Raw genomic sequence first — 24,757 nt, forward strand, 5'->3', positions numbered from 1 at the left:
TGCCTTAACAAGCCCCTGTCCACGGCCCCTCGTGTGCCGGACGCCGGACCGTGCTCAGATGGCGGTGCGGTGGAAGTTCTGGAAGCTTCGCGACGCCGTCGGACCGCGCTGGCCCTGGTAACGGCTGCCGTACTTCTCCGAGCCGTACGGGTGCTCGCTCGGCGAGGTCAGCCGGAAGAAGCAGAACTGGCCGATCTTCATGCCCGGGTAGAGCTTGATGGGGAGCGTCGCGACATTGGCCAGCTCGAGCGTCACGTGGCCGGAGAAGCCCGGGTCCACGAAGCCGGCGGTGGCGTGGGTGAGCAGACCCAACCGGCCCAGCGAGGACTTGCCCTCCACCCGGGCGGCGATGTCGTCGGGCAGGGTGACGGCCTCGTACGTCGAGCCGAGCACGAACTCCCCCGGGTGCAGGATGAACGGGTCGTCCCCCTCGGTCTCGACCCGGCGAGTCAGGTCGGACTGGTCGACCGCCGGGTCGATGGTGGCGTACTTGTGGTTGTCGAAGACGCGGAAGAACCGGTCGAGCCGGACGTCGATGCTCGAGGGTTGGAGCATGGCCTGCTCCCAGGGGTCGAGCACGATCCGCCCGTCGTCGATCTGGGCCAGGATGTCCTTGTCGCTCAGCAGCACGGGGCCAACCTAGCCGCTCGCCCGCCCCTGTGTGTTCGCGCGCACGAGGCATCTCGCACAATGAGGACCATGGGTTTCAAGCGGTTCGTGGCACTGGGCGACTCCTTCACCGAGGGCGTCGGGGACCCGGATCCCACCCGACCCAACGGCGTGCGCGGATGGGCGGACCGGGTCGCCGACGTGCTCGCGACCCACGAGCCCGACTTCGGCTACGCCAACCTCGCGATCCGCGGGCGCAAGCTGCCGCAGATCCTGGCCGAGCAGGTCGAGCCCGCGCTGGCGCTGCGGCCCGACCTGATCAGCATCCACGGCGGCGGCAACGACGTGCTGCGGCCCAGCGTCGACGTCGACGAGCTCGCCGCGGCGTACGACGAGGCGATCGGCGTGCTGTCGGCCACCGGTGCCCGGGTCGTCATGTTCACCGTCGCCGACCCCGGCCTCAACCCCGTGCTCAAGGTGATCCGCGGCCGCACCGCCATCTTCAACGAGTGGGTGCGCGAGATCGCCGACAAGCACGGCGCGACGGTCGTCGACATGTGGCGGATGCGCGGCTGGAAGGTCGCCGAGGTGCTCGACGCGGACCGGCTGCACCTCAACGCCGTCGGCCACCAGGCGATCGCCATCGCCACCCTCGACGCGCTCGGCGTCGAGCACGACCTGCAGGAGCTGCCACCTCCGGTGGTCGCCGAGCTGACCGCCCGCGAGCAGCGCGCCGCCGACCTGGCCTGGGCGCGCACCCACCTCGCGCCCTGGGTGAAGCGGCGCCTGACCGGCCGCTCCTCGGGCGACGGCGTCAGCCCGAAGTACCCCGTACTGACGCCACTGCACCACCCTGCCGGGCGGGTGGGGTAGCATCCTCACCGCGATCCGTCCTACGGGTCGCCTGCGGATGTAGCTCAGTTGGTAGAGCGCGACCTTCCCAAGGTCGATGTCGCGAGTTCGAGTCTCGTCATCCGCTCCAACAGGCCCGGAAGGGCCCCGTAAGTGCTCGAGCGCGACGCCTCGCCGCTCCCTCCCGCGCCCCACACCCAGCAGGCGCGGCCGCCTCATCCATCCCTCCCCATCGGTCACCGTGCCCGGTTCCTGAGCACTGCCTGCGGGATACCTGTGTGACACATGTGGCAGTTGCGACATTTGTGAATCCGGCCGATAGTGGAGCGTCGAGAAGTCCCCTTCTCGACCGACCAGGCACCTTCCCCCAGCCTCTCGGAGTACGCCATGCACCGCCCTCGTCCCCGCACCGTCGCCGCCGGCGCACTCGTGCTGCTGCTCGCCGCCGCGCCGTTCATCCCCCGCGGCAGCGGCGACCACGGCGCCATCAGCCCGTCGGGCGAGCAGCCCACGTTCGCGCCGCGCGAGGCCGCCGCCGTCGGGTACGGCGCCGTGACGCCCGCGATGCGCCAGGAGATCGACCGGGCGGTCGCGGCGACCACCTCGCTGCCCCGGCAGCACGGCCGGATCACCGCCCGCGCCGCGAGCACGCTGACGCAGTGCGCCGACCTCGAGGGCCAGACCTACTGCCTGGGTGAGGGCTGGACCCAGGACGACCAGGCCAGCGTGCAGGCCCGGGTCGCCACCGAGGTCGCCCCGCCGGCGGCGCGCCGTACGGCACAGCGGCAGAAGAAGCTGCGCCAGACCGGGGACCTCTCGCCGAAGGCAGCGCTCGCGCGACTGGCGAAGATGAGCCCGAAGGCACGCGCCAAGGCCGAGCGAGCGGAGCTCACCCAGGCCGCCCGCTCGGTGGCCAAGGTGTGGATGATCCGCAACGAGATCCAGGGCACGCCGCTGCCGGCCGGATTCCTGGCCGCACATCCGGAGGCCCGCGTCACCGTCGGCGCCGGCCGGGTCGCTGCCACCACGCCCAGCGCCACGCCGTCCAAGCTGCCGACGGTGAAGCCCAGCACGACCCTCGCCGCCGTCGCCACCAGCGCCGCACCGACGGCTGTCGCCAGCACGTCGGTCGCCGCGTCCGTGCCGACGACGTACCCGGTCAAGGCCAAGATCCTGAAGAACAAGCAGACCGCCGAGCAGGTCCGCACCTACTGGTGCGGGCCGACCTCGATGCAGATGATCGCCTGGGGCTGGAAGCAGAAGGACAAGGGCGCCGCACACTGGGCCGCCAAGCTCGGCACCACCAGCGCCGGCACCGCGATCTCGGACATGGTCCGGGTGACGAACCACAACACCGGCTGGGACACCCTCGCCGGCCCCTATGTCACCCTCGACGTGAAGAGCTTCACCACCGCACAGTTCTGGGCGCTGCTGCAGAAGCACATCGCGCAGTACAAGGCGCCGATCATCCTGCACCCGCAGCTGCTCACCCGCTACTTCCCCTACCTGGACCACAGCGGCAGCGGCCACTTCCAGGTCGGCCGCGGCTACCGGACCACGAAGACCACCCACACCCAGGAGATCGGCTACTACGAGCCGTGGAACCAGCAGCGGTTCCACCCCTCGGAGCCCTACATCTCGCGGGTGCAGTGGTTGCCGGTCGACCGTGAGCTGAGCGCGGTCAAGGCGAACGCGTTCCACAACATCGGCGTCTGATGCGAGGCCTCCGACGAGGAGCGGTGGCCAGCTGCGCGCTGGTCGTGCTCGCGGCCACGGCCGCCGGCTGCACGAAGGCCGACGACCAGCCGGGTGACGCCGCCTCGCCGGGCGAGCAGCCCTCGCTCGCGTCCAGCAGCCCCTCCGGTACGCCGAGTGCTGCGACGACGAGCGCACCCGCCTCTCCTACCCAGCCGGCGGCGACCGGAACGACCACTGCCACCGCCACCTCGGCACCGCTGCACTGGAAGGCGCTGCCAGGCGCCGCCGGCGACACCGTCTCCACCAACGGCACCTGGACGCTGACCGTCGGCCAGCAGGGCGACTGGTGGTCGCTGGGTCGCACCTCGGCGGAGTCTGGCTCGGCGAAGCGGACCAGCGCTCCCGCCGGCCTGGAGGTGACCGACACCCAGCTGTCGGACACCACGGCTGTCGTGGTCTACAGCGACCCCGACGGCAACAAGCGGCAGCGCGCTGTCATCACCGCACTCGCCGGCGGGAAGGTGACCACCCTCGACAAGACCAGCGACCTGCCGCCGTCGACCGACGGCTCCTGGTCGCTGGACGGCACCACCCTGTGGCACGCGACCGACCACGCCGGCGCCTACTGCCTGGCGGCCACCGACGTCACCACGATGACCTCGACGCTCGGCTGGTGCGCGCCGGCCCGGCACGGCTTCACCAACGTCCTGGCCGCCGACGGCCAGACTTCGATGATGACCTTCGACGACCAGCAGCCCTCGTGCCGCACGGTGGTGACGGTCAGCGGCACGCAGACCTCGCCGTACGCGGACGTGCCACGGTGCAAGGGAGCCGAGGGAGCGGTCCTGGGGACGGGGCAGGCGGCGACCCGGGTCTGGTCGGTGGTGCCGAACGAGCACCGGTACCAGCAGGTGCACGTCTACGCCTCCACCGCCACCGGCATGGTCGACCTCGGCCTCGGCGTGAACAGCACGCTCACCGTGTGCGGCGCGGCGGCCTACTGGGCGCGGGACGCGGCGGGCGCGACGCCGGCAGCACTGATGCGCTGGGACGGCTCGCACCTCACGCTGGCCTACCAGGCGAAGGGCTTCCTCGGCCAGCCGCTGTGCGCCGGCCACGTGTTGAGCATCGTGGACTCCGGCGACAGCGGCGACCGACAGTTCAGCGCGACCGTGTCGTGAGCGCGGCTCGCTGCCGGGCTGCGCGACGAAGCGTCAGCACCGCTGCCACGGTGGCGATCGCCTCCGCGGTGATGGCGGGATAGCCCAGCGACTCCGACCAGTTGCCGATGTCGTCGTGGATCTGGGGCAGCCCGACGGTGCGCGAGACCAGGAACGCGAGCACCGAGGCGGCGCCCACGACCCCCGTCATGGCCCAGACCGCCGGCGTGTCGGCGACGACCAGGGCGACGGCGAGCAGCACCGCCACCACGCTGAGTGCGATGAAGAGCCACCCGACGTACGGCGCCTCTTGGAGGTGCTCGCGGATCAGCGGCACGTGCGTGCCGGAGGTGACCAGCAGGGCCAGGACCGCTGCGGCGCGGTCCGGGCTGTGCAGTGCGGAACGAATCATGACGAGGCTCGCTTCCCTACCGGGGTGGGCGCGCCGCCACGCGCCCACCCCGGAGCTCTCACTTCACTGAGAAGAACAGGAACAGGTTGGTCGGGATCGCCGCGGTGGTCCGGCCGGCCTTGATCTCCTTCTTCAGGAAGGCGGCCGAGCGGTGGGCGGTGATCTTGTTGTACTCGGACTTCTTGGTGACGCCGACGACCTTGACGTCCCACCAGATCCGCTTGCCGTGCGCGCGGGTGGTGATGAAGTGCTGGTGACCCGGCGTCGCCGCGTTCTGCAGCGCGGCGGTCAGCTGGGCGTCGGTCAGCTTCGGGTAGAGCGGCTTGAGCGCCGGCTCGATCCGGGTCAGGTCGATCGTTCCGGGGTGGTCGACGCAGACGAGCCCGTCGGGGCAGTCCATCTTCGACTTCTTCACCGTGAAACCGAGCGGCACGGTGATGAAGAGCGGCTCGACCCGCTTGGCCGGCTTGTTGTTGGCCTTGGCCCCGACCTCACAGCCCGAGGTCGCCGCCGAGGACACCGAGGTGTCACAGAAGTAGCCCTTGCTGTAGGTGAAGCTGAGGGCCTTGCCGTCGTAGAACGCCTTGGTCATGCCGAACTCGTCGACGCCATGACCCATGCTCATCGCGTTGCTCGGCGGATCCGCCGAGGCAGAGACCACGGCTCCCACGCCGCCCGCGACGGCCATCGCCGTCGCTGCCGCCAAGAGCCGCAGGTTGGTGCGTCCGACCTTCTTCATAGCCTTCTCCTTCGCTAGCCGGATGTGATGCACATCTCCCTGCATTCGGAGCGGGGCGTTCGACCGGATGGGGTGCTGGGAAGAATTTTTCAGGCACTCGCCCGACCGTTCGTCGGGGGAGGCCGCGGCCGTCGGGCCGCCTTCGACATAGGGCGATGCGCCGACCCTCGGCCCGCCCGACAGCGCTTTGCCGCAGGATGTCGGTCGTTGCCGCCCCAGAGCAGAGATCCACCGCCGGACACCGTATGGGCATCACGGTGTGCGAGCGCACCGCGTCGCTGCTGAGGAACCAGGCCGGTAAATCTGCGGCTTGCCCGGCCCTACGCGCATCACGTGGCTGCGTGATGTCGTCACTGCCGACGATCTGGTGAACCACAAGTTCCATCGGCTGGGTCCAACGAGTTGCGGGTCATCGATATCACGCAGCACGGAACCTGAGAGGGGTGGCTGTACCGCGCACCGGTGCTCGACGTGGTCATCCGCAACCGTCGGCCGAGCCCGGAGGGATCGTCCACGGACCGCGGCACCCAGTTCACCTCGTGTGTCCTCGGCGAGAAGTTCCGCTCAGCCGGGCTGCTGCCCTCGTTCGGAACCGTCGGCGACGGCCTGGACAATACGATGATGGAGCTTCTGGTCCTCGATGCAGGTCGAGCTTTTGGATCGCAGGACCAGAGTCGAGTTGGCAAACGCGATCTTCGAACACATCGAGATCTCCACAGCCGTCAGCGTCGGCACTCCGCGCTGGGCTACCGCGTCTAGAACCCGAACGGTGGGTCAGGTCACCCTGTAACCCGATCGTGCAGCAGTCCCCACCACCAGCTCACACCGGAAGAGCCGGCAACTCCGCTCACGCCGGCGCCGCCCCGGCCTTGGCGGGAAGAGCACGCAGTTTACTTGCGGCCGACAGTGTTCCCTCCGCAAATGTCACTTCGGGAAGTCAGCTTTTCTCGACTTAACCGAACGCTTGTCAGAGCTAGCGAACCGGGCAGCCGTCTCCGGGGTCCAGCCGTCCACAACATGAGCTTGCTGCACGCGGGCCGCGGCCTCCGAGGTCATACGTGAGCGCGATCTGGTCGGGTTTCACGCGGTCTCGAACAGCGCGAGCGTCGGCCGACTCAGGTAGCTGATGGTGTGAGGGCGCCACCGATTCCGAGGGGACCAAGCGACGCGGCCGATCGGCTGACAGGTCGCTCGTTCATCGTGGCCGTGAAGGTCGTGGTCCTCGAGACCAACCCGGCAGCGGTCGTCTCCGGTGAGGTCGAGGACGGGCGCGTTGCTCACCGACGGTCCCCACGAGCGCTCTGAGACGATGGCGGCATGACGTTCGAGGGCATCCCGGTCGCGGCGCTGGACTTCTACGACGACCTGGAGATGGACAACACCCGGTCGTTCTGGGAGGCGCACAAGCACGTCTACGCCGAGTCCGTGCTCGCCCCGATGAAGGCGCTGACCGGCGCCCTGGAGCCGGAGTTCGGCACGGCGAAGGTGTTCCGGCCCTATCGCGACGTGCGGTTCGCGAAGGACAAGACGCCGTACAAGACGCACCAGGGTGCCTTCGTCGCCGTCGCCCCCGAGACGGGCTTCTACGTCGAGGTGTCCCCGCGCGGAGTGCGCACCGGCGGCGGCTGCTACTGGTTCAACCCGGGCCGGCTGGCGGCCTTCCGCGCCGCGATCGTCCACGACCAGTACGGCGCCGAGCTCGAGCGGCTGCTCGCCGAGGTCACCGGCTCCGGCTACGAGCTCGGCGGCGAGCGGCTCAAGACCTCGCCGCGGGGCTTCGACAAGGAGCACCCCCGCATCGAGCTGCTGCGGCACAAGTCGCTCACCATCGGCCGGATGATCGGCTTCGAACCCGTCATCCACACCGCCGAGCTGCTGGAGCTGGTGCGCGCCGACTGGCAGGCGATCCGGCCGACGGTGGACTGGATCCAGCGCAACGCGAACGCCTGACCGGGCAGCGCCGGCTGGCCTCGGGTGGGTCCTGCCACGACACCGTTCTGTGCCGCCCGCCACATCGGTGAACTCTCCGGTAACCCCGGTGTTGCCTCGGAGGGGACGCCTTCCTATCATTGAAGTTACCGGCCAGTAGCCGAGTGACCCCCGAGACAGAAGGTGGAGCAGTGAGCCACTACAAGAGCAACCTGCGCGACGTGGAGTTCAACCTCTTCGAGGTGTTCGGTCGCGAGAAGGTCTACGGCGCCGGCCCGTTCGCCGAGATCGACGCTGAGACCGCCAAGGAGCTCCTCAGCGAGATCGAGCGGATCTCGCGCGAGGACCTCGCCGCCTCCTACGAGGACAGCGACCGCAATCCGCCGGTCTTCGACCCGACAACCAACTCCGCGCCGGTCACGGCCAGCTTCAAGAAGTCCTACGACGCCTGGATGGACTCGGGGATGTGGGCGATCCAGACGCCCGCCGCCCTCGGTGGCCAGGACGCGCCGCCGAGCCTGATCTGGTCCTCCGCCGAGTTCATCCTGGGCGCCAACGCGCCCATCTGGATGTACGCCGCCGGCCCCTTCTTCGCCTCGGTCGTGCACAAGAACGCCAACGGCGTCGAGCGCGACCTCAAGATCGCCAAGCACATGGTCGAGCGGCTCTGGGGCGCGACCATGGTGCTGACCGAGCCCGACGCCGGCTCCGACGTCGGCGCCGGCAAGACCTTCGCCACCGACAACGGCGACGGCACCTGGAACATCTCGGGCGTCAAGCGCTTCATCACCAGCGCCGAGTCCGACCTCCAGGAGAACATCATGCACCTGGTGCTCGCCCGCCCCCGCGGCGTCGACGGCGTCGGCGGCCCGGGCACCAAGGGCCTGTCGCTGTTCCTGGTGCCGAAGTACCACTTCGACATCGAGACCGGTGAGCTGACCGGCGAGCGCAACGGTGCCTACGTCACCAACGTCGAGCACAAGATGGGCATCAAGGTCTCCAACACCTGCGAGGTCACCTTCGGCGACCCGCAGGTCGGCGGCGGCGAGCCGGCCCGCGGCTGGCTGCTGGGTGAGGTGCACGACGGCATCCGGCAGATGTTCGACGTCATCGAGAACGCCCGCATGATGGTCGGCACCAAGGCGATCGCGACCCTGTCCACCGGCTACCTCAACGCGCTCGAGTACGCCAAGAGCCGCGTCCAGGGCGCCGACCTGACCGACTCGGCCAAGGACGCTCCGCGCGTCACGATCACCCACCACCCCGACGTACGTCGCTCGCTGCTCGTCCAGAAGTCCTTCGCCGAGGCGATGCGCGCCCTGGTGATCTACACCGCCACCTGGCAGGACGAGGTGCAGGCAGCACGCCTGGCAGGCGAGGGTGACGCCGAGAGGCTCACGCTGGCCGAGGCGGTCAACGACCTGCTGCTGCCGATCGTGAAGGGGTACGGCTCGGAGCGGTCGTGGACCCTGCTCGGCACCGAGGGTCTGCAGACCTTCGGCGGCTCGGGCTTCCTGCAGGACTACCCGCTCGAGCAGTACGTCCGCGACGCGAAGATCGACTCGATCTACGAGGGCACCACGGCGATCCAGGGTCAGGACTTCTTCTTCCGCAAGATCGTGAAGAACCAGGGTCAGGCCCTCGGTCACATCGCCGGTGAGATCAAGGCGTTCCTGGAGGCCGAGGGCAACGCCGAGCTGAAGGAGAGCCGCGCGCTGCTCACCAGCGCTCTCGAGGACGTCAACGCCATCGCCGGCCACATGTTCAACGACCTGATGTCCTCCCAGGAGGAGATCAGCAACATCTACAAGGTCGCCCAGAACACCAGCCGCCTGCTGATGGCCGTCGGCGACGTGGTCTGCGGCTGGCTGCTGCTGCGCCAGGCCGAGGTGGCGTTGGAGAAGCTCGCCGGGGACCCCGGCAAGGACAAGGACTTCTACACCGGCAAGGTCGCGGCGGCGAAGTTCTTCGCCTCCTACAACCTGCCGAAGTTGTCCGCAGAGCGGGCCATCGCCGAGGCGATCGACAACTCGATCATGGAGCTCGACGAGAGCGCCTTCTGAGCGAGCGCCAACCCCGCAACACGTGCGCTGAGCCTGTCGAGGTCTCCTCGACAGGCTCGGCGCACGTCTCTTCAGCCCCACGACTCACATCCGATTCACAGCCCGAATGACCGCGCCGGCCGCCGGCCGCGGTTAGCCTCAAGACTCCTTCAGCCGTCTCGGAGTCGAATTCATGCAGCTCGTTCCCTCCCGCCCACGTCCCGGTCGTCGCGCGCGACGGGTCCTCGTGACGGTGGCGGTCCTGCTCACCTGCGCCGTACCCGCGGCCGTGGCGATCCGCCCGGTCCCGCTCGACTGGAAGCACACCGTGGGCGACCCGAGCGTGGTCAAGACGACGAAGAACTACGTCGTGATCGCGACCGGCGCGAAGGTGAACAGGGCGCTGTCGAAGAACGGCAAGGTGTGGAAGTGGAAGTCCTCCGCACTGCCGAACCTGCCAAGCTGGGCGAAGGTCGGCGGCGGTGACATCTGGGCCGCCGACATGGAGAAGGTCGGCTCGCGGTACGTCCTCTACTTCGCCGCACCGGTCAAGGGCAAGACCGGCACCAGCCGGTGCATCGGTGTGGCGACCTCGAGCAGCGCCAAGGGCACGTTCGTCCCGGTAGGTACGGCGCCGCTGGTCTGCCCGAGCACGTTCAAGAGCGTCCCGACCGCCGGGGACCGCGTCATCGACCAGTCGGTCCTGGACGGGTACACCTCGGCCGTCCAGAGCCAGGCGGCCGCCAGCCGCACCTGGGCCGAGTGCAAGTCGAGCGCCGCGAGCCCGACGACGAGCGTCCCGACCAGCCCCACGACCGGCCCCACGTCGGGCACGTCGAGCACGTCGAGCGCGACGACGTCGACGTCGCCGAGCCAGACCGGGTCCCCGACGCCGACCGGCGCGCCGACCAGCACGCCGCCGGTGACCGGCCCGACGGTGTATCCCGACACCTGCGGCCCGAGCCCGTCGGCCAAGCCGACCAAGCCGGCCACCCCGCCGAACGTGATCGGCGCCATCGACCCGTCGTTCTTCCTCGACAGCGACGGCACGCCGTACCTGCTCTACAAGACCGACGGACGACCCTCCTCGATCCGCATCCTGAAGCTCAGCGCCGACGGGCTGCACCCTGCGGCGGGTGCCTACAGCGAGGAGCTGGTCGACGACGCCGGGGTGCTGGAGAACCCGGTGATGGTCGAGCGCGACGGCATCTACTACCTGTTCAACTCCTACGGCGACTACTCGCGGTGCAGCTATGCCACGGTGTGGCGCGCCTCGGGGTCGCTGCACGACTGGAGCGGATCGCCGGCGCACAGCCTGCTCACCCGCAAGAGCACCCACAAGCTGTGCGGTCCCGGCGGCGCCGACGTGCTGGTGCAGCCGAAGAAGACCACCATGTACTTCGAGGCCTGGACCTGCAACCGCAGCTACAAGCCGTGCGGGGCGCACTTCTGGGCCTACGGCCGCAAGTACGAGCGCAAGCACCCCGTGCGCGCGCTGTACGCCGTCAAGCTCGGCTTCGCCAACGGGGCGCCGTACGTGAAGAAGTACCTGAAGGGCTCCAAGCACTGACCGGTCCGTGCTCGGGGGCGGGCGACCACCGGTAATCTCCCCGGGTGCTGCAAGCCTCGGCGGCCGGCCTGCTCGCCGGTCTCACCCTCATCGTCGCGATCGGCGCTCAGAACGCGTACGTGCTGCGCCAGGGCCTCCTGCGTTCGCACATCGGACCGGTGGTGGCGGTGTGCGCCCTCTCCGACCTGATCCTGATCGCGGCGGGCGTCAGCGGGATCGGCGCCATCGTGGCGCACGCCGGCTGGGTGCTGACGGTGGTGCGTTGGTTCGGGGTCGCCTTCCTGGTCTGGTACGCCGTCGGCTCGCTGCGCAGGGCCCGGCACGCGGAGTCGCTGGCCGCGGCCGCCGAGGCACGCCAGGACAGCCGCGGCCGGGTGCTGGCCCGGGTGGTGGCGCTGACCTGGCTCAACCCGCACGTCTACCTCGACACGGTGCTGCTGCTCGGCTCGATCGCGCAGGGCTACCACGGCCAGCGATGGTGGTTCGCCGTCGGCGCCGGGCTGGCGAGCATCGTGTGGTTCTCCGCGCTCGGCTTCGGTGCCCGGCTGGCTGCACCGGTGCTGGCGCTGCCGCGCGCGTGGCAGGTGCTCGAGGTGCTCATCGGGCTGACCATGCTGCTGATCGCGGTCAAGCTCGCGCTGGGCTGACCGGGACCCACCTAGGTTGGGAGCTATGACCTGGACGACCGCCGACCTCGGCGACCTGAGCGGCCTGACGGCCGTGGTGACCGGCCCCTCCCGCGGAGGGATCGGCTACGAGACGGCCCTGGAGCTGGCCAGGCACGGTGCCCGGGTGGTGCTCGCAGGCCGCTCCGAGGGCAAGCTCGACGACGCGGCGAGAGGCATCCACGGCGAGGTGCCCGAGGCCCGCCTGGAGCAGGTCGTCCTCGACCTCAGCGACCTCTCCTCGGTACGCACCGCCGCAGCGGCGATCGCCGAGCTCGGCCCCATCGACCGGCTCGTCAACAACGCCGGGGTGATGGCCACGCCGTACCGCCGGACCGGCGACGGTCTGGAGCTGCAGCTGGCCACCAACCACCTCGGGCCGTTCCTGCTGACAGGGCTGCTGCTGCCCTCGCTGGTGGCGGCTGCCTCGCCGCAGGCGAGCAGTCGCGTGGTCACGGTGGCGAGCATCGGGCACCGGCTCGCGCCCCGGGCGCCGCTGGGCGACCCGCGGGAGAAGGGTCGCTACCTGCGCTGGCCGACCTACTTCCAGACCAAGCTGGCCAACCTGTTGTTCACCTACGAGCTCGACCGTCGCCTGCGCGCGGCCGGGCTGCCGGTCAGCGCGCTCGCGGCGCATCCCGGCCTGGTGAGCAGTCACCTGATCAGCAACGGCGGCTCCTTCGGGCCGCTGTCGCGGATCGCCGACGTGGCCTATCCGGTCGTCTCGCAGAAGCCCGCGCAAGGCGCCTGGCCCACCCTGATGGCGGCGACCGCGGACCTGCCCGGAGGCACCTACGTCGGGCCGTCGGGACTGGCCGAGACGCAGGGCGCTCCCCAGGTGGTCGGCTCGTCCGCGCTCTCCCACGACGAGGAGGCGCAGCGTCGGCTCTGGGAGCTCTCGCAGCGCACCACCGGGCTCTCCTACCCCTGACCGCGCCCCGGCGGCCAGACGTAGGGCAGGTCGTCGGGCACGTCGGTGAACAGCGGCCCGTAGTGGTCGGGGTCCTTGCGCAGCAGCGCCGAGCGGTGACTGCGGTGGAACGCCGGATCGCCCAGCCAGCCGGGCAGCTCGCCGGCCTCGGCCAGCTCGGCCTGGTCACGCACGCGCGTGACGCCGGCAGCCGCCAGGTCCGCGCGGATCGTCTCGGCGCAGGTGTCGGCGAACCCGGCCGCCACCCAGGTCCGCGCACAGACCAGCCCATAGCAGCCGAGCGCCTCCAGCCAGCCCGACCACATCGTCACCGCCGGATGGTGACGCCAGCCGTAGCCGGGCCGGACCAGGCCGCGGACGACCTGGATCGTCTCGACACGCTGCTTGCCCAGGCGCTTGCGGTCGAGGACGGCCAGGTGCGCTCGAAGTCGGGGTAGGGCAGGAAGGTCTGCACGCGCTCCGGTTACCGCTGGCGCGGACGATAGACCGGCCGCTCCCGGCGGAAGGCGGCCTTCTGCGCGATCTTGGTGTTGGTGCCCAGGAGCAGTCGAAGCTGCTCGATCCGCTCCCGGGCGAAGGTGCGTCGGGGCGAGGCGTTCCAGGTGGTGTCGAACAGCCGCTTGGCAGCGGCGAGGGCGTCCGGCGAGCGCTCCGAGAGCTGGCGTGCGAAGGCGGTGGCCGCCACCACCGGATCGGCCGCGACCTCGGTGACCAGGCCGAGGGCGTGGGCCTCGGTCCCGCTGAGCATCGCCGCCGTCATCGTCAGCCGCTTCGCCGTGTCGATGCCGACCACCTGGGCGAGCGAGCGGATGCCGCTCATGTCCGGGATGATCCCCCACTTGCCCTCCAGCACCGACCACGTCGAGTCGGGGGCGGCGAAGCGGAAGTCGGCGCCGAGCGCGATCTGGACGCCGCCGCCCAGGCAGTGGCCCTCGACCGCGGCGATCACCGGGACCGGCACGCGGCGCCACGCCCAGGCCGCCTCCTGGAAGGTGTTGGTGCCGCGCCACGGGCGCGGGGTGAAGCTCGTCCACATCTTCCGCTGCTCGCCGAGGACCGAGGCGAAGTCCAGTCCTGCGCAGAACGAGGCGCCCTCACCGGCCAGCACGACGGCGCGCAGGTCGCGGTCCCGGCCCAGCCGGTGCGCGGTGGAGACGAGCTCGGCCAGGAGGTCGAGGGTGAGCGCGTTGAGCTTCTCGGGGCGGTTGAGCCGCACCTGTGCGATGCCGTCGGTGACGGTGGCGGTGACCAGGGACATGTACTGAAGAGTAACCAAGCCCCCGCGTGAGCCGGGCGGGTCTCGGGCACCATGGAGCCATGGCTGATCCTCGCGCCGGCACTCCCGCCACCCTGGCCGACCTGGTCGACGTCCCCCAGCTGGTGACGGCGTACTTCGCCCGCACCCCCGATCCCGACGATCCGGCCCAGCAGGTGGTCTTCGGCACCTCCGGCCACCGCGGCTCGTCGCTGAAGACCTCGTTCAACGAGCACCACATCGTCGCCACTACCCAGGCGATCTGCGAGTACCGCAGGAACCAGGGGTACGACGGGCCACTCTTCCTCGGCCGCGACACGCACGCGCTCTCGGTGCCGGCGTACGTCTCGGCCGTCGAGGTGCTCATCGGCAACGACGTCACCGTGCTGTTCCAGGACGGCTACCAGCCCACCCCGGCGGTGTCGCTGGCGATCATCGCCGCCAACCGCGGCAAGACCACGACGGGCTCGATCGCCGAGCGTTCGAGCGGGCTGGCCGACGGTATCGTGGTGACGCCCTCCCACAATCCGCCGACCGACGGCGGCTTCAAGTACAACCCGCCGCACGGCGGACCGGCCGACACCGACGCCACCGCCTGGATCGCCCGTCGGGCCAACGAGATCATCCGGGACGGCCTGCGCGACGTGCGGCGGGTGCCGTGGGCACGCGCCCGCACGCAGGCTCACGAGTACGACTTCCTCGGCCAGTACGTCGCAGCGCTCCCCGGCGTCCTGGATCTGGACGCGATCCGCTCCGCAGGCGTCCGGATCGGCGCGGACCCGCTCGGCGGCGCGTCGGTCGAGTACTGGGCCCGGATCGCCGAGGCGCACCACCTGGACCTGACCGTCGTCAACCCCGTCGTCGATCCCACCTGGCGCTTCATGACCCTCGACTGGGACGCCAAGATCCGGATGGACTGCTCCTCGCCGTACTCGATGGCGTCGCTCGTCGAGCGCCGCGCCGATTTCGACATCAGCACCGGCAACGACGCCGACGCCGACCGGCACGGCATCGTCACCCCCGACGCCGGGCTGCTCAACCCGAACCACTTCCTCGCGGTCGCCATCGACCACCTCTTCGGCGGGGCGCGGCCGGACTGGCCGCAGGGCGCCCGGATCGGCAAGACCCTCGTCTCGTCCTCCATGATCGACCGGGTGGCCACCGCGCTGGGCAAGCCGCTGGTCGAGGTCCCGGTCGGCTTCAAGTGGTTCGTCGACGGCCTGCAGGACGGCTCCTTCGGCTTCGGCGGCGAGGAGTCGGCCGGCGCGTCGTTCCTGCGCAAGGACGGCAGCGCCTGGACCACCGACAAGGACGGCATCATCCTGGCGCTGCTGGCCTCGGAGATCCTGGCGACCAGCGGCAAGACGCCCTCGCAGCGGTATGCCGAGCTGGTCGCCGAGCACGGCGATCCGGCGTACGCGCGCATCGATGCGGCTGCCACGCCCGAGGAGAAGGCGGCGCTGGGCCGGCTCTCCCCGGACGCCGTGAGCGCCACCGAGCTGGCCGGCGAGGCGATCACCGCCAAGCTCACCCGTGCTCCGGGCAACGACGCCCCGATCGGCGGGCTGAAGGTGACGACCGAGTCGGCGTGGTTCGCCGCGCGTCCCTCGGGCACCGAGGACGTGTACAAGATCTACGCCGAGTCCTTCCGCGGGCCCGAGCATCTCGCCCAGGTGCAGGAGGAGGCGAAGTCGGTGGTCGCGGCAGCGCTGGGCTGAGCCACGATCGTGTCGTGATGCCCAGGGTGACCCGGAGGTCACGGTGGGCATCACAGGACTCGACTACGGTGAGGCCCGTGCGGGGGACGATCGTGACACTGGGCGGCGGCGGCTTCTCGATGGCCGACACCGGGATCACCCCCATCGACGAGCTCTTGCTGGGGCTCACCGGGAAGCGGCGGCCACGGGTCTGCTTCGTCGGCACGGCCAGCGGCGACGCGGCGAGCTACCGCGAGCGGTTCTTCGACGCGTTCGGGGCCCGCGCCCACGCGAGCGCACTGGTGCTGTTCGGGCAGGCCACGCATGCCTTCACCGCCCCGCAGATCCTGCTCGAGCAGGATCTGGTGTACGTCGGCGGCGGGTCGACCGCCAACCTCCTGGCGCTGTGGCGACTGCACGGCGTGCCGGCGCTCCTGGAGCAGGCGGCGGCCGGCGGCACGGTCCTGGCAGGCATCTCCGCCGGCATGAACTGCTGGTACGAGGGCTCCTCGACCGATTCCTTCGCTCCGCTGGCCCCGCTGCGCGACGGTCTGGGCTGGCTGCCCGGCAGCGCCTGTCCGCACTACTTCGCCGAGCCGGGCCGCGCCGAGCGGTTCGGGGAGTGGGTCGCCGACGGCACCCTCCCGCCGGGGTACGCCGCTGACGACGGGGTAGCCCTGGTCTGGCGCGACGGTGCGCTGGCCGAGGTCGTCAGCGAACGGCCGGGCGGGCAGGCGTTCGCCGTGACGGCGGCGGGCGAGACGCCGCTCGAGGTGCGGCTGCTGGCGCGGTTCTGACCCCTGGGGGTCAACACCGCCGCCAGAGCCGCCTCACAGGTGATCCGGCACGATCAGCGCGTCGGGGTCCTGCCGCGGGGGCAGCGATCCGAGCGCACGCTTGACCAGCGCGACCCGGGTCAGCAGGAGCGCCTTACGGCGCAGCCTGCTCTCCTCGCCGAGTCGCTCCTCCACCGCCGCGGTGATCTGGGCGTCGGTGAAGACCGGTCGCTGCCCGACGGCGACCTCGACGTCGGGCAGCGCGACGAGCACCGGAAGGATCTGGTCGCCGAGACCGTCGAGCACGAGGAAGCGCTGGTAGCGGCTGACCGACTCCCACAGCTCGTCCTCGGTCATCCGGCCCTTGCGGACCCGCTTGTCGCGCGCGGCCAGCACGCTCTTGGCCGCGCCGGTCAGCGCAGCCGTGAGCTCCCGCTCGGTGAGCCGCATGTCAGGCCAGGTAGGCGGCCTCGAGGTCCAGCCGCTCCTGGAGCCGACGCCGCTCGGCACGCGAGCCACGAGCCATTTTCCACAGGACCTTCACCTGCGAGGGCAGGTTGCTCGGCCGGGTGGTGGCCAGCCAGTTGTTCGGGAACGAGAGGCGCACGACCTTGTGCCAGGCCGAGTAGACCTGCTGCGGCAACGGCGCGGCGTGGTAGTGCAGGCCGTACTTCTCGAAGAGCGCCTGCACCTTCGGCGCGACCTCGGCGTACCGGTTCGAGGGCAGGTCGGGCCACAGGTGGTGCTCGATCTGGTGCGACAGGTTCCCGCTCATGATGTGCATCGCCTTGGAGCCGGAGATGTTGGCCGAGCCGAGCATCTGGCGCAGGTACCACTCGCCGCGGGTCTCGTCCGGGTCGATGGCCGCCTTCTCGTAGGTCTCCACGCCCTCGGGGAAATGGCCGCACATGATCACGCTGTGCGACCACACGTTCCGCACGACGTTGGCGGTGACGTTGGCGGCCAGGGTGGTGAGGAAGGACGGGCCCGAGAGGAGCGGGTGGACGACGTAGTCCTTGGTCGCCTGCTTGCGGATCTTCCTCAGCGTCTTGCGAACGTTCTCCTTGAACTCCGCCGACGGCTCGATGCCGCGCTTCTTCTTGCGGATGGTGGCGCCGAGCTCGAGGTCGTAGGCAGCGATGCCGTACTCGAAGACCAGCATGTTGACGAAGTTGTAGACCGGCTGCAGCAGGCTGGCTGGTGTCCAACGCTGGTCCTCGTCGACGCGCATGATGCCGTAGCCGAGGTCGTTGTCCTTGCCGATGATGTTCGTGTACGTGTGGTGCAGCTCGTTGTGGCTGTGCTTCCAGCTCTCGGCGGTTGAGGCGCTGTCCCACTCCCACACGGTCGAGTGGATCTTCGGGTCGCGCATCCAGTCCCACTGGCCGTGCAGGATGTTGTGGCCGATCTCCATGTTGTCCAGGATCTTGGCAACGGAGAGACCAGCGGTGCCGACGATCCAGGCCGGCGGGAAGATCGAGGCGAGCAGCACCGCGCGCGAGCCGAGCTCGAGGTAGCGCTGGGTCTTGATCACGCGACGGATGTAGCGCGCGTCGGACTCGCCCCGGGAGTCGATCACCGACTGCCGGATCGCGTCGAGCTCCCGCCCGAGTTCCTCGATGTCCTCGGGCGTGAGGTGGGCGATCGCGCTGTCGGGCTTCTTGGTGATGACGGTCATCGGACTCGCTCCTTGTGCTCGATCGTGCAGGCGCCGGCGGCGGCGCTGATGCAGGTCTGGACGGGAAGGCCGGCGACCGGCGTCTCCCCCGGTACGGCGACGGTCACGTCGCCGGTGCGCAGGTCGCGCACCGCACCCTCCTTCAGCGGGAGGATGCAACCCATGCAGATGCCCATCCGGCACCCGCTGGGCATCAGGACACCCGCCTCCTCGGCGGCGTCCAGGATCGTGGTGGCGCCGTCGAGCTCGAGCGTCTGCCCGGCGATCGACAGCGTGCCGCCCTCGCCGGCCTCGACCGCGCCCACCCGGAACTGCTCGGTGTAGAGCTCCAGGCCGCGCTCGGCGTGGTGCGCCTCGAGCGCATCGAGCAGCCCGTGCGGGCCGCACGCGTACGTGGTGCGCTCGGCCAGGTCGGGCACCAGCTCCTCGAGCGTGGCGACGTCGAAGACACCGTGGGTGTCGTCGTACCGAGGGATCAGGTTGATCGCGCCCGCCGCGTGCAGCTCGGCGAGGTTGCGCCGGAAGATCGTCTGCGGCTCGCTCGGCGCGAGGTGGACGACGGTGATGGAGAGCGGCTTCGGCTCGCCCCTGTCTCGGCCGGCGGCGTCCCACAGGACACCCGAGTCGGTGACGGGGAAGAGGTTGCGCAGCATGCCGATCACCGGGGTGATGCCGGAGCCGGCGGTGACGAAGAGCAGCTTGCGGTGAGTGTGGTCGAGTACGAACTCGCCCGCTGCCTGCTCCAGGTGGACCAGCGTGCCGGGCTTGGCCTGGTGCACCAGGAAGGGGCTCACCACGCCGCCGGGGACGGCCTTGACGGTGATCGAGATGTGCCCATCGGGTCGCGGACCGTGCGTCAGGGAGTAGGCGCGCCACTGCCGGCGGCCGTCGACGTCGATGCCGATCCGGATGTACTGCCCCGGGACGTGGCCGGCCCAGTCCTTGCCGGGCTGGAGCTCGATCGTGGCCGCGTCGGAGGTCTCGGCCCGCACCGCGACGATGCGCGCGCGCAGGTCAGCGCCGCGGCGCAGCGGGTGGAAGAGGTCGAGGACGTCGGAGGGCTCCAGCGGAGTCACCGCTGCGGAGACGACCGTGTGCAGCCGCTCTCGGAGAGAGCGCCGCAGGCCGCCGGAACGCGAGGACGTCGCGCGCTGGGTCGTCGAGCGAAGGGCTGCACTGCTCATGACCTCTAGATTGCTACGCGCTGGGCGTAAACTCCTGTGTTGCGCACGTGAATGTCCGCCTCACAATTGTTCGTCGGAGACAAAGAATGACGAGAACCGAGCCGACGCTCCTGCTGCCACCCGACATCGTCGACCGGCTCCGCGAGATCCTCCCACGGGTCGGCGAGGACGTGGTCGCGGCGGTGATCAACGAGGTTCCGCCCTACCGCGGGGCCTGGTCGGACCAGATGAGCCTGACCATCCAGACGGCCGTCAAGGTGGCCCTCGGGGGCTTCCTGTCGGTCGCATCGGGTGAGATGGCCGATGCCGGCCAGGCCACGCCGCCGGCCGTGCAGGGCGCTTATGAACTGGGCCGGGGCGAGGCCCGGAGCGGCCGGACCACCGAGGCGATCCTGGCGGCGTACCGGATCGGCGCGCGGGTGGCGTGGCGCGAGCTCTCTCGGTGCGCCGTGGAGGCCGGCCTGCCGGCCGAGTCGCTGGTGGAGCTCGCGGCGCTGGTCTTCGCCTGGATCGACGAGGTCTCCGACGCCTCCGTGGCCGGGCACGCCGACGAGCTCGCCACCGCGGGCCGGGTGCGCCAGCAGCTGCTCTCCCGGCTGGGCCGGATGCTGCTGCGCGGGGACGCGCCCGACGCGCTCGACGCCGCCGCCGACCGGGCCGGCTGGATCAAACCCAGCACCTTGACCGCCGCGCTCGTGCCGGCCGCCCAGGTGGGACCGGTGCTCGCCATGGTCTCCCAGGCCACCCTGGTCATCAACGACGTCGCCGACCTCGAGGACGTCACCCTGCTGCTCGTCCCCGACGTCCACGACCGCGGCCGCGGTGCCCTGCTGCGCGTTCTGGAAGGGCGCGGCGCCGTCTGCGGTCCGGCCAAGCCGTGGCGCGACGCCCGGGTGTCGGTGGAGCGCGCGCTGCGGGCCCGTTCCGCCGACCTCGGCCCGGACACCGACCAGACGCTGGTACCCCTGGTGCTCGACGCGGATCCCGACGCGCGTGCCGACCTGCGCGCCGCCGTGCTCAGGCCGCTGGCCGACCTGCGCCCCAACACCGTCGAGAAGCTGACCGAGACGTTGCGCTCCTGGCTGCTGCACCAGGGCCGGCGCGAGGAGGTCGCTGCCGAGCTGTTCGTCCACCCGCAGACGGTGCGCTACCGCATCAGCCAGCTGCGCGAGGTGTACGGCGACAAGCTGGAGGACCCGGCCTGGTTGTTGGCGCTGACCGTGGCGCTGGGGTAGTCCGGGGCACAAATCAGCGTTCGGGCGCGTGGAGAGCTGATCTGCGCCCCGGACTATCCCGGCACTGCCCCTGGCCCCGCCGCCTACGGTGGGAGCATGCGCCGCGCACCTGTCCTCGCCGTGTTGGCCCTCGGGACCGCGTTGCTGGCGGGGTGCGGGAGTGGATCGCATTCGGCGGACCCGAGCGGGCAGCAGTCGGACGGCGCATCGGCGAGCGCCACCGCCGCTGGCACCGCCGGAGGCACGGCGGGCCCGGCGATCACCGGCGGCTACGTGGCGCTGGGTGACTCCTACTCGGCCGCGCCCGGCGTACCGACCGTCCAGTTCGCCTCCGGATGCGTGCGCTCGACCAACAACTATCCCCATCTGATCGCCGCCGCCTTGCCGGGCCTCGCGCTCACCGACGTGACCTGCTCGGCTGCGACCACCTCCTCACTCAGCGCCGCTCAGCACACGGCCGCAGCGCTGAGCCTGCACGTGCCGCCGCAGCTGGACGCCCTCAGCGCCACCACCCGCTACGTCACCGTCGGCATCGGCGGCAACGACGTCGGCCTGTTCAACGCTCTGGTCGGCTGCATGACCAAGGGCGACTGCAAGGCGACGTACGGCGACCAGGCCGACTCGGCCGTCGAGACCATCGGGGAGCACGTCACCGCCGCGCTGCAGGCCGTGCACGCCAAGGCTCCCCACGCCGAGGTCGCGCTGGTGGGCTACCCGCAGCTGGTCCCCGCCTCGGGCAGCTGCGCGGCGCTGCCACTCCAGGAGGCGGACAGGGCGTTCCTGCACCAGCTCTTCATCGACATCTCGCAACGGATGGCGCAGGCGGCCAAGGACGCCGACGCCCGGTTCGTGGACGTGCTCGACGCCAGCCGGGGCCACGACATCTGCTCCGCCGATCCGTGGATCAACGGGCCGCACAACACCGCCCAGGCCTTCGCCTTCCACCCGTTCGAGGAGGAGCAGCGGGCGGTGGCTGCGCTGGTGGTGAAGGCGCTCGGCTAGGCGTCCGGCACCGTCGACTCAGGCCTCGGCCACCCGCCCGTCCTCCACCTGCAGCCGCCGCGTGGTCCGTACCGCCGAGAGCATCCGGCGATCGTGGGTCACCAGCAGCAACGTGCCGGGGTAGGAGTCGAGCGCCTTCTCCAGCTGCTCGATGGCCGGCAGGTCGAGATGGTTGGTCGGCTCGTCGAGCACCAGCAGGTTCACCCCGCGCGCCTGCAGCAGCGCCAGCGCGGCGCGGGTGCGCTCGCCGGGGCTGAGGCTGGCGGCGGGCCGGGTGACGTGCTCGGCCTTCAGGCCGTACTTGGCCAGCAGGGTGCGGATCTCCTCCGGTGCGAGATCGGGCACCTGCGCAGCGAAGGCGTCCACGAGGGCCGGCTCCGCCCCCGGGCGCCCGGCCTCGAACAGCGCGCGAGCCTGGTCCACCTCGCCGACGACGACCCCCGGACCCAGGTGGGCAATGCCCTCGTCGAGCGGGATCCGGCCCAGGAGCGCGCCCAGCAGGGTGGTCTTGCCCGAGCCGTTCGGACCGGTGATCGCCACCTTCTCCGCCCAGCCGATCTCCAGGTCGACGGGACCGAACGTGAACCCGCCGCGGCGTACGACCGCTCCCCGCAAAGCGGCGGTGACGGCTCCCGAGCGCGGCGCCGCGGCGATCTCCATGCGCAGCTCCCACTCCTTGCGCGGCTCCTCGACGGCATGGCGCTCGAGCCGCTCGATCGCCTTCTCGGACTGGCGCACCTTCGCGGCCTGCTTCTCGGCGGAGTCGGCGGCGAAGTTCTTCACGAACTTGTCCCGCTCGGTGGCCTGCTTGCGGCGCGCGTTCCGGACACCCTGGGTGGCCCAGTTGCGCTGGGTCACCATCCTGTCCTTCAGGCCGCCGAGCTTGTCGGCGTACTCCTCGTAGGCCTCGCGGGCATGCTCGCGAGCGATCTCGCGCTCGCGGAGGTAGGCCTCATAGCCGCCGCCGTACAGGTTGATCTGGTGCTGGTGCAGGTCCAGCTCCAGGACCCTGGTGACGGTGCGCGCCAGGAACTCGCGGTCGTGGCTGACGACCACCACGCCCGCCCGCAGACCGGTCACGAACCGTTCGAGGCGCTCCAGCCCGTCGAGGTCGAGGTCGTTGGTGGGCTCGTCGAGCAGGAAGACGTCGTAGCGGCTCAGCAGCAGCGAGGCCAGGTTCGCCCGGGCGGCCTGGCCGCCGGACAGTCCCGTCATCAGGGCGTCGAGGCCGACGGCGAGCCCGAGGTCGGCGACCACCTGCTCGGCACGCTCCTCCAGGTCGGCGCCACCGAGCGCGAGCCAGTGGTCGAGCGCCTCGGCGAACTCGTCCTGCACCGGGCCCGCCGGGTCGGCCTCGTAGGCGGCGGTCGCCGCGTCGTACCGCGCCTGCGCCGCCGCGACACCGGTGCGCCGTGCCAGGAAGTCGCGCACGGTCTCCCCCGCGCGGCGCTCGGTCTCCTGGGGCAGGTAGCCGACCGCGGCCGTCGGCGGCGTGAGCGCGATCGAGCCCTCCTCGGGCTCGAGCTCACCGGCCAGCGTGCGCAGCAGGGTGGACTTTCCGGCGCCGTTCGGCCCGACCAGACCCACCACATCACCGGGCGCGACGACCAGGTCGAGGGCGTCGAAGAGGGCTCTCGCGCCGAACCCGGCCGCTAGTTCACGGACCTGCAAGGTGGCGCTCATGGGTCAGAACGCTACCCACGACCGCCACCGAATTTCGTACGGTGACGGCCATGGGGAACCGACCGAGCGCCAGCGAGCTGATCAGCCTCGTCCTCGACGAGGGGTCCTGGGAGTCGTGGGACAGCCCGCCCGAGTACGGCGAGGTCGACGACGGCTATGGCGCTGACCTGCGGTCGGCACGGGCTCGCTCGGGGACCGACGAGGCAGTGATCACCGGCGCCGGCCTGATGCGTGGACGCCGGGTGGCGGTGGTCGCCAGCGAGTTCCGATTCCTCGCCGGCTCCATCGGGCGGGCCACCGCCGAGCGCCTCATCGCGGCGATCAAGCGGGCGACGGCGGAGGGGCTGCCGCTGCTCGCCGCACCGGCCTCGGGCGGCACCCGGATGCAGGAGGGGACGCCCGCGTTCGTTCAGATGGTCCGGATCGGCGAGGCCGTCGCCGCGCACAAGGCTGCCGGCCTGCCGTACCTGGTCTACCTCCGCCATCCCACCACCGGCGGCGTGATGGCCTCGTGGGGATCGCTCGGGCACGTCACCGTCGCCGAGCCCGGCGCACTGCTGGGTTTTCTTGGGCCGAAGGTCTACGAGGTGCTCCAGGGCTCCCCGTTCCCGGCCGGGGTGCAGCAGGCCGAGAACCTCTATGCCCACGGCATCATCGACGGCGTGGTCCCTCCCGAGGAGATCGCCGCGCTGCTCGACCGAGTGCTGACGATCCTGACGGTCCGGCCCGGCCCCGGCTCCGCCCAGCCCGACGTCGCCTGCACAGGCGCGGGCCCCTCGTACGCCGAGCCCGTCGCGGTGGACCGCACCTGGAAGGCCATCACCCGCTCGCGGCGCCCCGACCGCCCCGGTGTCAGGGCGCTGCTCAAGCTGGCCGCGAGCGACGTCGTACCCCTCAACGGGACCGGGCAGGGCGAGCGGGACCCGGGGGTGATGACGGCGCTCGCGCGATTCGGGGACGCGCCGTGCCTGGTGCTGGCGCAGGACCGCCGCGAGCAGGCCCACCAGCCGTTCGGACCGGAAGGTCTGCGCGAGGCGCAGCGCGGCCTGCGGCTGGCCGCCGACCTCGGGCTACCGGTGCTCACCGTGATCGACACCCGCGGGGCGGCGCTCTCGCCCGAGGCCGAGAATCGCGGGCTGGCCGGTGAGATCGCCCGCTGCCTGGCCGCCCTGGTCACCGTCGCCGCACCGACGCTGTGCCTCATGCTCGGTGAGGGGAACGGCGGCGGCGCGCTCGCCCTGCTGCCGGCCGACCGGGTGGTCGCGGCGCAGCATGCCTGGCTCTCGCCGCTGCCGCCGGAGGGCGCCTCCGCCATCGTGTACGGCGACGCCGACCACGCCGCCGAGCTGGCCGCCCGTCAGCGCGTGCTCGCCGCCGACCTCGCCGCACTCGGGGTGGTGGACAGGATCGTGCCCGAGCAACCGGACGCGGCCGAGGAGCCGGAGGCGTTCTGCCGGCGGGTGGGGTTGGTGCTGCAGGAGGAGCTGGTCGGGCTGCTCACCCGGGGTCCCGGCACACCGGAGTCCCGCGCCGCGCGCTACGCCTTCTGACATGTAACGCGGTGTCCGGCGCTGTTCTGCGGTGCTGCTGCACCGCAGAACAGTTCCGAACACCGCGTTACATGGATGACCTCGGGTCAG

At 70.8% G+C, this 24,757-nt stretch carries 22 protein-coding genes, 1 tRNA gene and 1 pseudogene; 15 read left to right on the plus strand and 9 right to left on the minus strand.

Annotated elements, in window-relative coordinates:
• Positions 1 to 54 precede the first annotated feature (54 nt).
• Entirely contained in the window at positions 55 to 630 is a 576-nt protein-coding gene (dcd, locus tag P5P86_RS00440; protein ID WP_280609302.1) for a dCTP deaminase, read from the minus strand.
• A gap of 69 nt (positions 631 to 699) precedes the next feature.
• Here dcd and P5P86_RS00445 point away from each other — a divergent pair, with 69 nt between their 5' ends.
• From P5P86_RS00445 to P5P86_RS00460, 4 genes are all read left to right on the plus strand, one after another.
• Positions 700 to 1,482 carry an SGNH/GDSL hydrolase family protein gene (locus P5P86_RS00445; protein ID WP_280609303.1) on the plus strand — a complete coding sequence of 261 codons (783 nt, stop codon included), beginning with the start codon at positions 700 to 702 and terminating at the stop codon, positions 1,480 to 1,482.
• A 33-nt stretch (positions 1,483 to 1,515) separates the two neighbouring features.
• Positions 1,516 to 1,591 (plus strand) — tRNA-Gly (locus P5P86_RS00450).
• Positions 1,592 to 1,848: 257 nt separating this feature from the next.
• On the plus strand, positions 1,849 to 3,177 hold the full coding sequence (locus tag P5P86_RS00455) for a C39 family peptidase (RefSeq protein ID WP_280609304.1): 1,329 nt from the start codon (positions 1,849 to 1,851) through the stop codon (positions 3,175 to 3,177).
• Positions 3,177 to 4,340 (plus strand): hypothetical protein, encoded by a 1,164-nt coding sequence (locus P5P86_RS00460; protein ID WP_280609305.1) that lies wholly within the window; start codon positions 3,177 to 3,179, stop codon positions 4,338 to 4,340. Before P5P86_RS00455 ends, P5P86_RS00460 begins: the two co-directional genes overlap by 1 nt.
• Here the strand turns inward: P5P86_RS00460 and P5P86_RS00465 are convergent.
• The gene (locus P5P86_RS00465) at positions 4,321 to 4,731 is read right to left on the minus strand and encodes a hypothetical protein (RefSeq protein ID WP_280609306.1); all 411 of its coding nucleotides are present in this window, start codon (positions 4,729 to 4,731) and stop codon (positions 4,321 to 4,323) included. The genes P5P86_RS00460 and P5P86_RS00465 overlap by 20 nt on opposite strands.
• A gap of 58 nt (positions 4,732 to 4,789) precedes the next feature.
• Positions 4,790 to 5,470 carry a hypothetical protein gene (locus P5P86_RS00470; protein ID WP_280609307.1) on the minus strand — a complete coding sequence of 227 codons (681 nt, stop codon included), beginning with the start codon at positions 5,468 to 5,470 and terminating at the stop codon, positions 4,790 to 4,792.
• A 301-nt stretch (positions 5,471 to 5,771) separates the two neighbouring features.
• Here P5P86_RS00470 and P5P86_RS00475 point away from each other — a divergent pair.
• From P5P86_RS00475 to P5P86_RS00500, 6 genes and pseudogenes are all read left to right on the plus strand, one after another.
• Positions 5,772 to 6,229 (plus strand): annotated as a pseudogene (locus tag P5P86_RS00475) (transposase family protein); the annotation flags it as partial.
• A 558-nt stretch (positions 6,230 to 6,787) separates the two neighbouring features.
• Positions 6,788 to 7,420 (plus strand): DUF2461 domain-containing protein, encoded by a 633-nt coding sequence (locus P5P86_RS00480; RefSeq protein ID WP_280609308.1) that lies wholly within the window; start codon positions 6,788 to 6,790, stop codon positions 7,418 to 7,420.
• Positions 7,421 to 7,590: 170 nt separating this feature from the next.
• Positions 7,591 to 9,462 (plus strand): acyl-CoA dehydrogenase, encoded by a 1,872-nt coding sequence (locus P5P86_RS00485; protein ID WP_280609309.1) that lies wholly within the window; start codon positions 7,591 to 7,593, stop codon positions 9,460 to 9,462.
• A gap of 172 nt (positions 9,463 to 9,634) precedes the next feature.
• On the plus strand, positions 9,635 to 11,011 hold the full coding sequence (locus tag P5P86_RS00490; protein WP_280609310.1) for a family 43 glycosylhydrolase: 1,377 nt from the start codon (positions 9,635 to 9,637) through the stop codon (positions 11,009 to 11,011).
• A gap of 44 nt (positions 11,012 to 11,055) precedes the next feature.
• Complete coding sequence (locus P5P86_RS00495) at positions 11,056 to 11,658, plus strand: LysE/ArgO family amino acid transporter (RefSeq protein WP_280609311.1); 603 nt, start codon at positions 11,056 to 11,058, stop codon at positions 11,656 to 11,658.
• 25 nt (positions 11,659 to 11,683) lie between these two features.
• Positions 11,684 to 12,607 (plus strand): oxidoreductase, encoded by a 924-nt coding sequence (locus P5P86_RS00500; protein ID WP_280609312.1) that lies wholly within the window; start codon positions 11,684 to 11,686, stop codon positions 12,605 to 12,607.
• Here P5P86_RS00500 and P5P86_RS00505 read toward each other — a convergent pair.
• Complete coding sequence (locus P5P86_RS00505; protein ID WP_280611296.1) at positions 12,598 to 13,023, minus strand: MSMEG_6728 family protein; 426 nt, start codon at positions 13,021 to 13,023, stop codon at positions 12,598 to 12,600. The genes P5P86_RS00500 and P5P86_RS00505 overlap by 10 nt on opposite strands.
• Before the next feature lie 47 nt (positions 13,024 to 13,070).
• A complete protein-coding gene (locus P5P86_RS00510) occupies positions 13,071 to 13,865 on the minus strand; it encodes a crotonase/enoyl-CoA hydratase family protein (RefSeq protein WP_280609313.1) in 795 nt (264 codons plus the stop codon).
• Between the two features lie 59 nt (positions 13,866 to 13,924).
• Here P5P86_RS00510 and pgm point away from each other — a divergent pair, with 59 nt between their 5' ends.
• A complete protein-coding gene (gene pgm / locus P5P86_RS00515; RefSeq protein WP_280609314.1) occupies positions 13,925 to 15,580 on the plus strand; it encodes a phosphoglucomutase (alpha-D-glucose-1,6-bisphosphate-dependent) in 1,656 nt (551 codons plus the stop codon).
• Between the two features lie 77 nt (positions 15,581 to 15,657).
• On the plus strand, positions 15,658 to 16,356 hold the full coding sequence (locus P5P86_RS00520; protein WP_280609315.1) for a Type 1 glutamine amidotransferase-like domain-containing protein: 699 nt from the start codon (positions 15,658 to 15,660) through the stop codon (positions 16,354 to 16,356).
• 33 nt (positions 16,357 to 16,389) lie between these two features.
• Here P5P86_RS00520 and P5P86_RS00525 read toward each other — a convergent pair whose 3' ends face one another.
• Genes P5P86_RS00525 through P5P86_RS00535 form a run of 3 tightly spaced genes read right to left on the minus strand, consistent with a single transcriptional unit; the run spans position 16,390 to position 19,197 of the window.
• The gene (locus P5P86_RS00525; RefSeq protein WP_280609316.1) at positions 16,390 to 16,785 is read right to left on the minus strand and encodes a hypothetical protein; all 396 of its coding nucleotides are present in this window, start codon (positions 16,783 to 16,785) and stop codon (positions 16,390 to 16,392) included.
• 1 nt (position 16,786) lies between these two features.
• Positions 16,787 to 18,013: a fatty acid desaturase family protein gene (locus tag P5P86_RS00530; RefSeq protein ID WP_280609317.1), complete on the minus strand. Its 1,227-nt coding sequence runs from the start codon at positions 18,011 to 18,013 to the stop codon at positions 16,787 to 16,789.
• Positions 18,010 to 19,197 carry a ferredoxin reductase gene (locus P5P86_RS00535; RefSeq protein WP_280609318.1) on the minus strand — a complete coding sequence of 396 codons (1,188 nt, stop codon included), beginning with the start codon at positions 19,195 to 19,197 and terminating at the stop codon, positions 18,010 to 18,012. The genes P5P86_RS00530 and P5P86_RS00535 overlap by 4 nt, the downstream gene beginning before the upstream one ends.
• Before the next feature lie 86 nt (positions 19,198 to 19,283).
• On the opposite strand from P5P86_RS00535, the gene P5P86_RS00540 reads away from it, so the two are divergent.
• Both P5P86_RS00540 and P5P86_RS00545 read left to right on the plus strand, forming a co-directional pair.
• Positions 19,284 to 20,432 carry a PucR family transcriptional regulator gene (locus P5P86_RS00540; RefSeq protein ID WP_280609319.1) on the plus strand — a complete coding sequence of 383 codons (1,149 nt, stop codon included), beginning with the start codon at positions 19,284 to 19,286 and terminating at the stop codon, positions 20,430 to 20,432.
• Between the two features lie 96 nt (positions 20,433 to 20,528).
• On the plus strand, positions 20,529 to 21,434 hold the full coding sequence (locus P5P86_RS00545) for an SGNH/GDSL hydrolase family protein (RefSeq protein WP_280609320.1): 906 nt from the start codon (positions 20,529 to 20,531) through the stop codon (positions 21,432 to 21,434).
• 18 nt (positions 21,435 to 21,452) lie between these two features.
• Here the strand turns inward: P5P86_RS00545 and P5P86_RS00550 are convergent, their stop codons facing one another.
• Positions 21,453 to 23,117 (minus strand): ABC-F family ATP-binding cassette domain-containing protein, encoded by a 1,665-nt coding sequence (locus P5P86_RS00550; protein ID WP_280609321.1) that lies wholly within the window; start codon positions 23,115 to 23,117, stop codon positions 21,453 to 21,455.
• A 50-nt stretch (positions 23,118 to 23,167) separates the two neighbouring features.
• On the opposite strand from P5P86_RS00550, the gene P5P86_RS00555 reads away from it, so the two are divergent.
• Positions 23,168 to 24,667: a carboxyl transferase domain-containing protein gene (locus P5P86_RS00555; protein ID WP_280609322.1), complete on the plus strand. Its 1,500-nt coding sequence runs from the start codon at positions 23,168 to 23,170 to the stop codon at positions 24,665 to 24,667.
• Positions 24,668 to 24,757 lie beyond the last annotated feature (90 nt).

The organism is Nocardioides sp. BP30 (assembly GCF_029873215.1).
GTDB lineage: Bacteria > Actinomycetota > Actinomycetes > Propionibacteriales > Nocardioidaceae > Nocardioides.

Coding starts and splice junctions, on each gene's coding strand:
- P5P86_RS00545 (WP_280609320.1), top strand. CDS start 20,529: ATGCGCCGCGCACCTGTCCTCGCCGTGTTGGCCCTCGGGACCGCGTTG.
- P5P86_RS00500 (WP_280609312.1), top strand. CDS start 11,684: ATGACCTGGACGACCGCCGACCTCGGCGACCTGAGCGGCCTGACGGCC.
- P5P86_RS00555 (WP_280609322.1), top strand. CDS start 23,168: ATGGGGAACCGACCGAGCGCCAGCGAGCTGATCAGCCTCGTCCTCGAC.
- P5P86_RS00480 (WP_280609308.1), top strand. CDS start 6,788: ATGACGTTCGAGGGCATCCCGGTCGCGGCGCTGGACTTCTACGACGAC.
- P5P86_RS00530 (WP_280609317.1), bottom strand. CDS start 18,013: ATGACCGTCATCACCAAGAAGCCCGACAGCGCGATCGCCCACCTCACG.
- P5P86_RS00460 (WP_280609305.1), top strand. CDS start 3,177: ATGCGAGGCCTCCGACGAGGAGCGGTGGCCAGCTGCGCGCTGGTCGTG.
- P5P86_RS00535 (WP_280609318.1), bottom strand. CDS start 19,197: ATGAGCAGTGCAGCCCTTCGCTCGACGACCCAGCGCGCGACGTCCTCG.
- P5P86_RS00455 (WP_280609304.1), top strand. CDS start 1,849: ATGCACCGCCCTCGTCCCCGCACCGTCGCCGCCGGCGCACTCGTGCTG.
- P5P86_RS00510 (WP_280609313.1), bottom strand. CDS start 13,865: ATGTCCCTGGTCACCGCCACCGTCACCGACGGCATCGCACAGGTGCGG.
- P5P86_RS00540 (WP_280609319.1), top strand. CDS start 19,284: ATGACGAGAACCGAGCCGACGCTCCTGCTGCCACCCGACATCGTCGAC.
- pgm (WP_280609314.1), top strand. CDS start 13,925: ATGGCTGATCCTCGCGCCGGCACTCCCGCCACCCTGGCCGACCTGGTC.
- P5P86_RS00445 (WP_280609303.1), top strand. CDS start 700: ATGGGTTTCAAGCGGTTCGTGGCACTGGGCGACTCCTTCACCGAGGGC.
- P5P86_RS00550 (WP_280609321.1), bottom strand. CDS start 23,117: ATGAGCGCCACCTTGCAGGTCCGTGAACTAGCGGCCGGGTTCGGCGCG.
- P5P86_RS00525 (WP_280609316.1), bottom strand. CDS start 16,785: ATGCGGCTCACCGAGCGGGAGCTCACGGCTGCGCTGACCGGCGCGGCC.
- P5P86_RS00465 (WP_280609306.1), bottom strand. CDS start 4,731: ATGATTCGTTCCGCACTGCACAGCCCGGACCGCGCCGCAGCGGTCCTG.
- P5P86_RS00490 (WP_280609310.1), top strand. CDS start 9,635: ATGCAGCTCGTTCCCTCCCGCCCACGTCCCGGTCGTCGCGCGCGACGG.
- P5P86_RS00470 (WP_280609307.1), bottom strand. CDS start 5,470: ATGAAGAAGGTCGGACGCACCAACCTGCGGCTCTTGGCGGCAGCGACG.